This is a genomic window from Tenacibaculum sediminilitoris (assembly GCF_964513795.1).
In the GTDB taxonomy this organism is placed as follows: domain Bacteria; phylum Bacteroidota; class Bacteroidia; order Flavobacteriales; family Flavobacteriaceae; genus Polaribacter; species Polaribacter sediminilitoris.
The window spans coordinates 139329-152336 of the sequence record NZ_CAZEQR010000050.1; the positions used below are offsets into that span (position 1 = coordinate 139329).

Sequence of the window (13008 nt, forward strand, 5' to 3'; positions counted from 1 at the left end):
GCACCAAACTACATTTTCAAATAAAAATCTTTCGTCAAATTTATATAGGCATCAGTATACTGGTGCCTTTTTATTTCTATAACTAATTCTTCTTCTTGGATTGGAGTTTCTACAAAAGATAATTCTAATAAACTTCTTTTAATCTCTGTATCAGGAGTTCCTTTTACACGACAAACTCTGTTAACTTGTAAGTTATAGTTTTTAGCTAAATCTATAAAACCTTCTTCTTCTTTAAAAGGAATAATGGTTGAAAACTTTCCGTTATCAGATAAAATTTTGCTTACACCTTTTAATAATTCTTCAAAAGATAATGAACTCGTAAATCGTGCCTTGTTACGTGCTTTATCTTCCGTTTCATAATTATCTGTATAAAACGGAGGGTTTGATACGATTACATCATATTGCTCCTCTTCTTCAGCCATTTCTTCTGCAAACTCTAAAAAAGAAGCGTTATAACAAAAAAGTCTATCTCCCCAATCTGATTGCTCAAAATTTTCTACGGTTTGTTCATAAGCATTTTCATCTATCTCTACAGCATCAATAGTCATAGCATCGCTTCGTTGCGCTAGCATTAACGAAATAACACCTGTACCCGAGCCTACATCTAAAATAGTATCTGGAAATTCTCCTAAATTACACCACGCCCCTAGCAATACTCCATCAGTACCTATTTTCATGGCTGTTTTATCTTGATGTACTGTGAATTCTTTAAACTGAAATGGTTTCATCTATAAAATTCTTCTTAAGATGCTTTCTGCATTGAAAAACAAATACAATACAATTATTAACAATACTATTAGAAATAATCCACGTTTTGAATTACCTTTTTTTTGCTTACCAAAGCGTCTTTTAAACTCCATTTGTTTTTATATTTAAGCCTATTTAAAACCTACTAATTTTTCTTGAAAAAGCACACAAAATAACAATAAACCTCAATAGTCATACTATGGCTTCGTTGCTCGTAACATTTCTCTCTTTCCTGGTGGACCTGGCAAACGTTCTACTTCAAAGCCAACTGCTTGCATTGCTCGTCGAACACTTCCTTTAGCTGAGTAGGTTACTAAAACCCCTTCTGATTTTAACGCTGAAAACATAATTCTAAAAATATCTTCTGTCCACAAATCAGGTTGAACTCTTGCCCCAAAAGCATCAAAATAAATCAAGTCAAAACAATTTTTATCAGTAATTTCAGTAAAAAATTGTTTGCGTTTTGTTAATGAGAAATAGGGAGTAATAGTATGCTTTTCTTCCCAAGAAACTTCGTGAATTTTATCAAATAGTTCTTGCTTATTATTTACTTCAAGTTCATCTACATAATTCAATTTCTCAACTTCTTCTTTTGCTACAGGATAAGCTTCTACACCAACATAATCAATCTTTTTATCTGCTTCTAACAGCGTGATAAAACAATTTAGTCCTGTACCAAAACCTATTTCTAAAATAGATACACTTTTTGGGGCTACATACTTTAATCCATTTCTAATAAAAACATGATACGCTTCACGAATAGCCCCATGCTTAGAGTGGTATTGTTCATTCCATTCTGGTAAATGAATAGTTGTAGAACCATCGGATGTTATAATAATTTCTCGTTTTATAACTCAACTATTTAATTTAATCAATAATTTTTTAATTCTCGGTATTGGCCCTATACAAGTGGTTTTATGACAAGCAATACAACTATTAACTGCTTGGTTAAAGTTTTGTTTTAAAGAATCTTTTGAACCCGAATATACTTGCTTCATATTTTTAATATATAATTTTGAAAAAGCTTCAAAACTTGCATTTCTATTTGCCGGATTAGTTAAAACAGCAGAATAAATATTGAGGTAGGTTTCTAGGAAACCTCCTAAAAGTTCTCCTTGTAAAATTTTATTCTTAATTGTCATATTACCTTCATATATGGTATTCATTAAAGCTGCCATTTCTGAAGATTGGTACATAATGAACTCTTCATTTGGTTTCTTCTTTTCTTCTTTACATGAAAAAAAGACCAAAGACATTAATAAAATAACAATGAAATTTTTCATTATTTTTTCATCAATACTCCATCTGCCTCAAAAGCATAGGTATGTTTTGGTTCTGTAATTTTTGCTATTTCATCCTCTGATTTACCTGCATCTTTTGCATAATGTTGTAATTCGTCTACAGAAATTTCAGTTACATATGCTTTACCATTCACTATCACTTCTTTATTGTCTGCATGTAGAGGCATAAAAAAACCATAATCTTTAAAGCGCACCATAGATTCTTGCTCTTCACCTAAATCTAACTTCATCCAGCACCCTTTTTTCTTACATACTTCATTTATTTTTGAAGTAAATTTTATATTGATGGTATCTCCTGCTTTTAAGTTTTTAAATTTAGTATGCATTTCATTTGCAGAAATTGCATCTACTTCAGTTATTTTTTCCCCAAAAGATGCATACTCTATTTTTTGTTCTTCTTTAACTGATGTTTCCTTCTTTTCTTCTTTACATGAAGTCAACATTATACTTAAAACCAACATAAAAACCAGTAGTCTTTTCATTTTCAAAAGTTTAGATTGTAACCTACAACAAATATACTTATAATTATTGAGGCATATAATGAAACAATTACATTATACCTATAGATTTTGTATCTTCGTGGCACTTCTAAAACAACAACATAATGAATATTGATATTGATATTGAACTTATACAAAAGTCAAAAATAGATACGGTAGATTTTAACAATTTAACTTTTGGTCGCACTTTTACAGACCATATGTTAGTTTGTAATTTTGCTAATGAGAAATGGGGAACTCCTAAAATTATGCCTTACGGTCCTTTATCTTTTGAGCCTTCTGCTAGAGTTTTTCATTACGGACAAGCTGTTTTTGAAGGAATGAAGGCATATAAAGATGATAATAATGATGTTTTTTTATTTCGCCCAGACGAAAATTTTCACAGAATTAATAAGTCTGGAGCTCGTTTAGCAATGCCTTCAGTACCTGAAAACGTGTTTTTTGAAGGCTTGAAAAAACTTCTTGAAATAGATAATGCTTGGATTAAGAAAGGAATAGGTAATTCACTGTATATCCGTCCGTTTATTGTTGCCTCTGAAGCCGCAATCGCTGCTTCTCCTGCTGAAGAGTATAAGTTTATAATTATTTGTTCACCTGCACAATCATATTATGCTGGTGAAGTACGTGTTATTTTTGCCGAAAAATACAGTCGTTCTGCTGATGGTGGCGTAGGTTTTGCAAAAGCTGCTGGTAATTATGCAGCCCAGTTTTATCCTACTAGCTTAGCACATAAAGAGGGCTACCAACAAATCGTTTGGACAGATGCAAACACTCATGAATACCTTGAAGAAGCTGGTACAATGAATATCTTTTTTAGAATAGGTAACAAACTTGTAACAGCTCCAAATAATGATCGTATTTTAGATGGTGTTACTCGTAAATCTATTATTCAACTTGCTAAAGATTATAACATAGAGCTAGAAATTAAAAGGGTATCTGTTGCTGAAGTTAAAGAAGCTGCAAAACAAGGTGAATTAAAAGAAATTTTTGGTTCTGGTACTGCCGCCGTAATAAACCCTATAAAAGGCTTCAAACATCAAAATGACACTTTTGAGTTACCTGAAATAAATGATTCTTACGCTTCTTTTTTCAAGGAGAAACTACTTAACATTCAATATAACAAACTGGAAGACAAGCATAATTGGAGAGTTAAAATTTAATTGTTCCATAAAAAAAAACTATATTAGTAAACAGAATTAAGTTTTTTAACAAAAAATTCTAAAAGAAATGAGAAATATCCTACCAACTTTATTATCAATAGGATTAGGGTTTGCTATTTCGTTTTTTGGATTGGATAGCTATTACAATTCAACATTATTTGGCGAAAATAAAATTACAACCCAAAGTAGTAAGGGAATTACTCCTAAAAAAGACACAAAGACTCCAACTAAAAAAGAAGAACCTTCTAAAGAAAATACAAGTGAAGAGGAGTCTCCTAATAACGCATCAACAAGTTTAAACTCTGTTGATGCAGGAGACATCCAAAAAGACTTTGACAATTGGAATGCTTACACTAAAAAAAACATCGATTTAATGTCCACTTTTGTTCCTTTAGATGATAAGGGAGCCTTCTTGGAAAAAGGAATTTTTTTAACCTTACTTCGCACAGGGGCTTATATTCCTATCAGGTCTGAAAAGGATGGAAAAATACAATATCAATTAACAAGCATTAACGACTCTGCTGATGAAAAAATTAAAAGATCAATTGTCAGTAAAGCTGCTATAGCACACCAATATTTTAAAATGGAAGGTAAAATACTTCCTAGCTATAATTTTGTTGATTTAAAAGGGAAGGCTTATAATAAAGCGGACACAAAAGGAAAATTATTAGTACTTAAATGCTGGTTTATTACTTGTAAGGTTTGCGTTGAAGAGTTTCCTGAATTAAATGAGTTGGTAAACAAATATAAAGATGACAAAATAGAGTTTATTAGCTTAGCTTTTGATAAAAAAGACGAATTGGTTGAGTTTCTAAAGACGAAAGAGTTTAAATACCCCACTATTCCTGAACAAAAGGATTACATGGCTAAAAAATTAAGAGTGAAACAATACCCTACACATCTAATTGTAGACGCTAACGGTGTTATTATGAAGATGGTTAGTAATGTTAAAACATTAACCTCAGAATTAGAAAGAATTATGGATAAATAAATTTACATACTTTATGAGGTAGTGCCATATTTAAACCTTTGAAGCTAGCTTCAAAGGTTTTTTGTTATGTACAAAATTAGATGTTTTATAATTAAGACTCAAATATGGTCATCTTCTATCTGAATGATGGGTTGTTTTTACTTTGGTTATCCTGCTTTTAAATGTCATTTTTAATACTTTTACTATATTTTCAGCACTCATATCTTGTATAGCTTAAACTCCCCTTTTTCTACCTGATAAACAATAGCTAACTTAAAGCTTAAGTTATAATCTCGTTGAGTCCGTATTTTTATTTGATTTTCCGAGTCATTCATAAATAAGTCGATTTTTTGTCAACTTATTTCAGGACAGAACAAAATTATAAAAAAAAGACCGCTAACAGATTAGCAGTCTTTTAAGGTTTTAATTGTTTATTATTTTTTCTTGATGATTGATACTTTCTTGGTGGATAGCCTTAAACATTTTAAGCACAAACTCTTCACTTAAACCACGTTCATCGCCTTCTAAAATCATTTTACCTAGAATTTCATTCCAACGTTTAGTTTGTAAAATAGCTACGTTTTTCTCTTTTTTCAACTCACCAATAGAATCTGCAATTTTCATACGCTTACCTAACATTTCTATTAGCTGATGGTCAACTACATCAATTTGTGTACGTAGCGTATTTAATGCATTTCGATATTCTACCTCAGTATCGGTAGCTTTTCTAACTCTTAAATCAATCATCATTTGAACCAAAGATTTTGGAGTAATTTGTTGTGCGGCATCACTCCAAGCATTATCAGGATCGTAATGTGTTTCAACCATTAAACCATCAAAGTTTAAATCTAACGCGGTTTGACAAATATCAAAAATAATATCACGACGACCAGCTATGTGAGATGGGTCACAAATTAGTGGTAAATCAGGAAAACGATTTTGTAATTCGATAGGAATTTGCCATTCAGGATTGTTACGGTATCTTGTTTTTTCATATGTAGAAAATCCCCTATGAATAACGCCTAAATTTTTAATATTTTTAGCATATAAACGCTCTATAGCACCTAACCATAGTGGTAAATCAGGGTTTACAGGGTTTTTTACTAAAACAATTTTATCAGTTCCTTCTAAAGCGTCCGCAATTTCTTGAATAATAAATGGGCTTACAGTAGTACGAGCACCAATCCATAAAATATCTACATCATGATCTAAAGCTAACTTTACATGGTCTTTATTAGCTACTTCTGTAGCAATTAGCATCCCTGTTTCTTGTTTTGCTTTTTGCAACCATTTTAACCCTAAAGCTCCTACACCTTCAAAATTACCAGGTCTAGTACGAGGTTTCCATATACCTGCCCTTAATACAGTGGCGTCGGTGTCTTTTAATTCATGTGCAATTTGTAGTACTTGTTCTTCCGTTTCTGCGCTGCATGGGCCAGCAATAACTAAAGGATGTTCTAATCCAAAAGCATTTAACCAGTTTTTTAGTTCTTTCTTATTTTCCATTTGTGTGTCTTATTATTGTGGTTTTACCTCTTTAATTCCGTTTAAAATTTGTTTTATATAGTTGGTATTTTCCATTTCGGTATAAATTTCTGGAAAATCATTACATTCTAATAATGTCTTGAATTGCTGTAAGTTATGAATATATTCACTTAAAGATTCTATAACATTTTCTTTGTTTTGTTCAAAAATAGGCGTCCACATAGCAGGTGAACTTTTAGCTAAACGTACTGTAGAGGCAAATCCACTACCTGCCATATCAAAAATATCACGTTCATTCTTTTCTTTTTCTAAGACTGTTTTTCCTAACATAAAAGAGCTAATATGTGATAGATGTGATACGTAAGCTATGTGTTTGTCATGAGATTTTGGATCCATATATCGAATACGCATTCCTAGTTTTGAGAATATATCTAATGCTTTTTCTTGTAATTTAAATGCTGTTTTTTCAACTTCACAAATAATATTAGTCTTACCTCTAAATAAATTTGTCAATGCAGCAGTTGGTCCAGAAAACTCAGTTCCAGCGATAGGGTGTGTTGCTAGGAAATTTCTTCTTTTAGGATGTTCTTTAATAGCATCACAAATTAACTCTTTAGTCGAGCCTACATCAAAAACCAAACAATTATCAGAAATACCATCTAATGTTTTGATAATTAAATTTTTAGAGATGTCTACAGGAATGGCAATAATTACAATATCTGCGTTTTTTAATTCTGAAAAAGTAGCTTTTTGATGGATGATTCCTCTTTCTAAAGCAAGGTTACCGTGTTCTTCGTTAGAGTCAATTCCGAAGATATTTACATCTTTAAACTCTTGCTGAATGTCTAGGGCAAAACTTCCGCCGATTAATCCTAAACCTATGATAAATACATTCATTATATTCTGTTGATTGCTTCGTTAATTTTTTCTTCTGATACACATAATGAAAAACGGATATAACCTTCACCTTGACTGCCAAAAATATTCCCAGGAGCAGCAAAAATGTGTTTGTTGTATAACAAATCATCAATTATTTCTTCAGATGTTTTTCTTTCAGGAAGTTTACACCAAACAAACATTCCAGATGCGTTTTTGTCGTAGGTGCACCCTAGTTTTTCTGCTAACTCAAACACCAGTTTTTGTCTTTTTTTATAGGTGTTGTTTAATTGTGTAAACCAATCCTTGTCTAACTCTAAAGCTTTGGTAGCTCCCTTTTGAATTCCGTAAAACATTCCCGAATCCATTTGAGTTTTTACTTTTAAAATTTGAGTTAAGAACTCAGGTTTTCCAAGTAACATTCCAACACGCCATCCTGCCATGTTGAATGATTTACTAACCGAATTTAATTCCAAGGCAATATCTTTTGCGCCTTCAGTTTGTAAAATACTTTGAGGATTCTCATTTAATATGAAACTATACGGATTGTCATTTACAATAACAATATTATGTTTCTTTCCAAAATCAATCAATTTTTTAAAAGTTTCTTTGGTAGCATCTGCACCAGTAGGCATATGTGGATAATTTACCCACATTAACTTTATTTTTGAAGTGTCTAACTTTTCTAAGGCTTCAAAATTAGGCTGCCAGTTATTAGTTTCATTCAAATCATAAAAAATTGGTTCGCCTCCTAATAAATTAGTAACAGAGCTGTAGGTTGGATATCCTGGATTAGGAATTAACACTTGGTCTCCCTCATTTAAAAAAGCCAACGAGATATGCATAATCCCTTCTTTACTACCCATTAAGGGCAATACTTCGTTGGCAGGATTTATAATAACATTATAGTTGTTCTGATAAAAGTTAGCAACTGCTTGTCTAAATTCTGGTAACCCTTGATAACTCTGATAACTGTGTGCTCCAGTATCTAATAAACTCTCTTGAATAGCTTTTAGTACCGATGCTGGTGGTTGTAGGTCGGGGCTACCAATACCAATATTTATAATTGGTTTTCCTTTTGCTATTAAATGACGTACTTCTTGTAATTTTTTAGAAAAGTAGTATTCTTGTACGGTTTGTAATCGGTTAGCAAACTGTATCATAATCTTCCGTTTTTATATTCTCCTAATATTTTAAAATCTTCAGCCATAATTTGAATTATAGCTTTTGCTTTTTCGTAATCTTTGTAGGCTTCAAAAGTTACATCTACGAAAAAAGCGTATTTCCAAGGTGTTTCAACTATGGGTAATGACTGTATTTTAGTAAGGTTTAGTTTACAGTCGCTCATTACATTTAACAAAGCAGCTAAACTTCCTCTCTTATGATCCAGTTCAAATCTTAACGAAGCTTTGTTTATTTCGTTTTTACCATTTTTAGGAAGTTTTGTTTGAAGAAATACAAAACGTGTTGCATTATTTTTAATAGTTTGAATTTCATCTTCAATAATAGATAGCCCAAAAATATTAGCAGCCATTTTTGGAGCAATAGCAGCAACTCCTTTTAGTTGCTGTTCGGTAATTCTTTTGGCAACTGCTGAGGTGTCAACATCTTCAATTAATTTAATGTGTTTGTGTTGTTTGAAAAATTCTTTACACTGTAACAAAGCCATTGGATGTGAGCAAACCTCAGTAATATCTTCAATTGTCTGATTTGGTAACGCCATTAAATGATGGTGTATAGGTAGGTAATACTCACCTGAAATATGTAGGCTATGCTTGTCAATCAATGCATAATTAGGTATGATAGAGCCAGCAATGGTATTTTCTAAAGCCATAACTGCTTGTTCACTTTTTGAATTTAAAAGATTATCAACTAATATGTCAAAAGATAAACACTCAACTAGATTAATTTTTTCTCCGTAGTAGTTGTTGGCAACAATATGATGGTTGCTTCCTTGTATTCCTTGAATGGCTATTTTTTTCATTTTACATCAAAAAAAAAGCCTCGATAAATTCGAGACTTTGATTGGTTTATATTATTTCCTGATAGGTTAACAACATGGTACAAAGTCTCTTCTCTTACTAAAAAAGTAAAAGTAAAAATAGAAACCTTGCCATACGTTTTGTAACATCATTGTATTTGTGTTCTTTGTACAGGACAAATCTTGGAAATAAATTTAACAAAACCAAGCTTTTTTTTAAAAAAATGTAAAAAAGAAAAAAGCTTCTCTAAAAAAGAGAAGCTTTTTGCGGTCTGGACGGGACTCGAACCCGCGACCCCATGCGTGACAGGCATGTATTCTAACCAGCTGAACTACCAGACCGTTGCTTGAAGCAATATAATGTGTGTTTTAGAGAAACTTTAGCGGTCTGGACGGGACTCGAACCCGCGACCCCATGCGTGACAGGCATGTATTCTAACCAGCTGAACTACCAGACCGTTGCTCTAAGCGGATGCAAATATATAACCTTTTTTTAAATAAAAAAGAGTTATTTTATAAAAAATCCTGTCGACTGATAAGATAAGAGGCAAGTACTTTATCATACCCCTCATTAATGTCAACAGGAATATAATCTATCCTGTATTGTAAGCATTTGTTTTTTAGGTTATTGAAAAAAACAGCACTCAACTCTTGATAATTTTGTTGTACGTTTTCGGCATATAAATTTATTTCTTCACCAGTTTCAACATCTATAAATTTTTTAGGAGAATTGTCGAAATCAAATAGAAACTCTGTTTTTTTATCATACGTATGGAACAAAACAACCTCATGTTTGTTAAATTTTAAATGTCGTAAGGCGTCAAAAAGCTCTTCTTCGTTTTTTGAAGTCTGAAACATATCAGTAAATAAAAAAATTAAAGATCTTCGATGGATTTTTTCTGCGATTTCATGCAAAAACTGATAAGTTTCTGTATTAGTTGTTGAATTAGCCTCTAATAATTGCTCTAATTGATGTAATAGCATTTTACGATGGCGTTCACTTCCTTTTTCTGGAGCATAATATTCATAAGAATCAGAATAAATACTTAATCCTACAGCATCTCTTTGTCGTTTTAAAATTTCCATTAAAGAAGCTGCTGCTACTACTGAAAAACCAATTTTATTTAAGTTATTTGTAGATTGATTTTTACTGATAGGATAATGCATTGAAGCAGAGTTATCTATAATTAAATGACATCGAAGATTCGTTTCTTCTTCATATTTCTTAGTATATAGCTTTTCTGTTTTAGCAAATAACTTCCAATCTATGTGGCGGGTACTTTCACCTTTATTATAGAGCTTGTGTTCAGAAAATTCAACCGAAAATCCATGAAAGGGACTTTTGTGCATTCCTGTAATAAAACCTTCTACTACTTGTTTAGCGAGTAGTTCAAGATTTTTAAGTTCAGAAGTTGTGTTTTTAAGATCAATCATATAACTCCGAAGATAAAAAAAAAGGTTTAGCAATTGCTAAAACCTTTTGTATAATATCAAATTAAAATGCTTTGTTAAATTATAAAGCAGCATCAATTTTATCTGTATATGCTTTTTTAGGAGCAGCACCTACTTGTTTATCAACAACTTCACCGTTCTTAAAAATTAATACGGTAGGAATATTTCTTACACCATATTTAGCAGCAAACTCTTGATTTGCATCTACATCTACTTTACCAACTACAGCTTTTCCATCATATTCATTACTAATTTCATCAACGATAGGAGATACCATTCTACAAGGCCCACACCAAGCTGCCCAAAAATCTACTAATACTGGTTTGTCAGATTTTAATACTACTTCTTCAAAAGAAGCATCTGTAATTTCTAATGCCATTTTATTTATGTTTTTATATATGTTATTGTCTTATTTTATACAATACAAATGTAAACAAATATTTTACCAATACAGTTTTACTAAAATTACTTTTTATTATCATAATATCAATACTTTCTATCCACTTACGTGTAAGTTTGTTTTTGTGTGTCTAAAATAATTGATAACTTTGCCTCACATTTTTGAGGAAAAATTTGACTGATTGCAACCTCATTGAACAATAGTTCAGAATAAAAATGCTAAAGCAGTAATTTTCTACTCCTTTTAGCAACTTAGCAATCCAAGTTTTTTCTTTTAGTTAAATTTTAAAAAGAAGTATTTATGTCATATTTTTTTACTTCAGAAAGTGTTTCTGAGGGACATCCGGATAAAGTTGCAGATCAAATTTCTGATGCTTTAATAGATAATTTTTTAGCTTTTGATTCTGAATCTAAAGTAGCGTGTGAAACTTTAGTAACTACAGGTCAAGTAGTATTAGCTGGAGAAGTGAAATCATCTACTTACTTAGATGTTCAAAAAATTGCTCGCGAGGTAATCAATAAAATTGGTTATACGAAGGGTGAATATATGTTTGATGGAAGTTCTTGTGGGGTTTTTTCAGCCATTCATGAACAATCAGATGATATTAATCGTGGAGTAGATAGAGCCTCAAAAGAAGAACAAGGAGCAGGAGATCAAGGGATGATGTTTGGGTATGCTACAAACGAAACGGAACACTATATGCCGTTAGCATTAGATTTATCGCATATAATTTTAAAAGAATTAGCAGCAATACGTAGAGAAAATAAGGAAATTACATATTTGCGTCCAGATGCTAAAAGTCAGGTAACTATTGAGTATTCTGATGATAATATACCACAGCGTATTGAAGCAATTGTAGTTTCTACACAACATGATGATTTTGCTGATGACGAAACTATGTTAGCTAAAATTAGAAAAGATATTGTAGAGATTTTAATCCCTAGGGTTAAAGCACAGTTGACTCCTGAGATTCAAGTATTATTTAATGATGATATTAAATATCATATTAATCCAACAGGGAAATTTGTAATTGGCGGTCCCCATGGAGATACAGGGTTAACTGGGCGTAAGATCATTGTAGATACATATGGAGGAAAAGGAGCACACGGAGGTGGAGCATTTTCAGGAAAAGACCCAAGTAAGGTTGATCGTTCTGCAGCATATGCAACGCGTCATATTGCCAAGAATTTAGTAGCAGCTGGTGTTGCTGATGAGGTATTGGTACAAGTATCGTATGCAATTGGAGTGGTAGAGCCAATGGGAATCTTTGTAGATACTTACGGAACATCAAAAGTTAATTTAAACAATGGAGAAATAGCTCAAAAAGTTTCTGAAATTTTTGATATGCGTCCGCATGCTATTGAAGATCGTTTAAAATTACGTAACCCAATATATAGTGAAACTGCAGCTTATGGGCATATGGGAAGAAAAAATGAAGTTGTTTCTAAAACATTTACTCAACCTAACGGAGAAAGTAAAACAGTAGAAGTAGAATTGTTTACTTGGGAAAAATTAGATTATGTTTCTAAAGTAAAGGAAAGCTTCGGTTTATAAGAAGAACTATAGCTAAGTGAGTCGTCCTAAAATAGGTTGACAGTTATTTAAAAAATTATATTGAACCAGAGAAGTTAACTTCTCTGTTTTTTTTGTTATGTACAAAGTTAGGTGTTTTCATGTTAAGACTTAAATGTGGTCTTTTGTTATTATATGTATTTATAGACTCTTTAATTAATTGTTTAAGTTCCTTTCCATTATTACATTTATAAATTAAGAATTCTTGTTTTAATATTCCATTAATACGCTCGGCTAATGCGTTTTGATAACAATCATATCCATCAGTCATTGATGGTTTTACATTATTTTTTAACAAAGCCTTTTGATAAATAGAAGAACAATATTGTAATCCTCTATCAGAATGATGTATTAATTCGTTGTTGTTGTTGTTCCGATTCTTAACTGCCATATTAAAAGCTTGCACTACATTTTCAGCTCCCATATCATCACTAAGCTTATAGCCCATTATTTTTCTACTATAAGCATCTGTAACTAATGACAAGTAATGTGTTTTGTCTCTACTTTTAATGTATGTTATATCACTTACATAAACATGTTCTGGTCCTTTTGGTATAATACTTT

General features: G+C 31.7%; 14 protein-coding genes and 2 tRNA genes. 3 read left to right on the plus strand and 13 right to left on the minus strand.

Going from position 1 to position 13008, the window contains the following annotated elements:
• Nucleotides 1-8: 8 nt before the first annotated feature.
• The 4 genes from ACKTSW_RS13575 to ACKTSW_RS13590 form a co-directional block, all read right to left on the minus strand.
• A complete protein-coding gene (locus ACKTSW_RS13575) occupies nucleotides 9-728 on the minus strand; it encodes a tRNA1(Val) (adenine(37)-N6)-methyltransferase (protein ID WP_408025792.1) in 720 nt (239 codons plus the stop codon).
• Nucleotides 729-944: 216 nt separating this feature from the next.
• A complete protein-coding gene (mnmD, locus tag ACKTSW_RS13580) occupies nucleotides 945-1598 on the minus strand; it encodes a tRNA (5-methylaminomethyl-2-thiouridine)(34)-methyltransferase MnmD (RefSeq protein ID WP_408025805.1) in 654 nt (217 codons plus the stop codon).
• A 3-nt stretch (nucleotides 1599-1601) separates the two neighbouring features.
• On the minus strand, nucleotides 1602-2030 hold the full coding sequence (locus ACKTSW_RS13585; protein WP_408025793.1) for a hypothetical protein: 429 nt from the start codon (nucleotides 2028-2030) through the stop codon (nucleotides 1602-1604).
• Complete coding sequence (locus tag ACKTSW_RS13590; RefSeq protein WP_408025794.1) at nucleotides 2030-2530, minus strand: DUF4920 domain-containing protein; 501 nt, start codon at nucleotides 2528-2530, stop codon at nucleotides 2030-2032. The genes ACKTSW_RS13585 and ACKTSW_RS13590 overlap by 1 nt, the downstream gene beginning before the upstream one ends.
• A gap of 122 nt (nucleotides 2531-2652) precedes the next feature.
• On the opposite strand from ACKTSW_RS13590, the gene ACKTSW_RS13595 reads away from it, so the two are divergent.
• Nucleotides 2653-3708, plus strand: coding sequence for a branched-chain amino acid aminotransferase (locus tag ACKTSW_RS13595; RefSeq protein WP_408025795.1), 1056 nt, complete (start codon nucleotides 2653-2655; stop codon nucleotides 3706-3708).
• A 67-nt stretch (nucleotides 3709-3775) separates the two neighbouring features.
• Nucleotides 3776-4699, plus strand: coding sequence for a TlpA family protein disulfide reductase (locus tag ACKTSW_RS13600; RefSeq protein WP_408025796.1), 924 nt, complete (start codon nucleotides 3776-3778; stop codon nucleotides 4697-4699).
• Nucleotides 4700-5101: 402 nt separating this feature from the next.
• On the opposite strand, the gene ACKTSW_RS13605 is transcribed toward ACKTSW_RS13600, so the two are convergent.
• The 8 genes from ACKTSW_RS13605 to trxA form a co-directional block, all read right to left on the minus strand.
• Nucleotides 5102-6184 (minus strand): chorismate mutase, encoded by a 1083-nt coding sequence (locus ACKTSW_RS13605; protein WP_408025797.1) that lies wholly within the window; start codon nucleotides 6182-6184, stop codon nucleotides 5102-5104.
• A 12-nt stretch (nucleotides 6185-6196) separates the two neighbouring features.
• Nucleotides 6197-7060 carry a prephenate dehydrogenase gene (locus tag ACKTSW_RS13610; RefSeq protein WP_408025798.1) on the minus strand — a complete coding sequence of 288 codons (864 nt, stop codon included), beginning with the start codon at nucleotides 7058-7060 and terminating at the stop codon, nucleotides 6197-6199.
• A complete protein-coding gene (locus tag ACKTSW_RS13615) occupies nucleotides 7060-8202 on the minus strand; it encodes a pyridoxal phosphate-dependent aminotransferase (RefSeq protein ID WP_408025799.1) in 1143 nt (380 codons plus the stop codon). Before ACKTSW_RS13615 ends, ACKTSW_RS13610 begins: the two co-directional genes overlap by 1 nt.
• Nucleotides 8199-9023, minus strand: coding sequence for a prephenate dehydratase (locus ACKTSW_RS13620; protein WP_408025800.1), 825 nt, complete (start codon nucleotides 9021-9023; stop codon nucleotides 8199-8201). The genes ACKTSW_RS13615 and ACKTSW_RS13620 overlap by 4 nt, the downstream gene beginning before the upstream one ends.
• Before the next feature lie 265 nt (nucleotides 9024-9288).
• A tRNA-Asp gene (locus ACKTSW_RS13625) sits at nucleotides 9289-9362 on the minus strand.
• A gap of 42 nt (nucleotides 9363-9404) precedes the next feature.
• Nucleotides 9405-9478 (minus strand) — tRNA-Asp (locus ACKTSW_RS13630).
• A gap of 55 nt (nucleotides 9479-9533) precedes the next feature.
• Nucleotides 9534-10454, minus strand: coding sequence for a DUF58 domain-containing protein (locus ACKTSW_RS13635; protein WP_408025801.1), 921 nt, complete (start codon nucleotides 10452-10454; stop codon nucleotides 9534-9536).
• 79 nt (nucleotides 10455-10533) lie between these two features.
• Nucleotides 10534-10851 (minus strand): thioredoxin, encoded by a 318-nt coding sequence (gene trxA / locus ACKTSW_RS13640; RefSeq protein WP_028892415.1) that lies wholly within the window; start codon nucleotides 10849-10851, stop codon nucleotides 10534-10536.
• A 321-nt stretch (nucleotides 10852-11172) separates the two neighbouring features.
• Between trxA and metK the strand changes: the two genes are divergently transcribed.
• Entirely contained in the window at nucleotides 11173-12426 is a 1254-nt protein-coding gene (metK, locus tag ACKTSW_RS13645; protein ID WP_408025802.1) for a methionine adenosyltransferase, read from the plus strand.
• A 55-nt stretch (nucleotides 12427-12481) separates the two neighbouring features.
• Here metK and ACKTSW_RS13650 read toward each other — a convergent pair.
• Nucleotides 12482-13008 (minus strand): IS3 family transposase (locus ACKTSW_RS13650; RefSeq protein ID WP_408025803.1); only part of this gene is annotated, 527 nt, incomplete at its 5' end.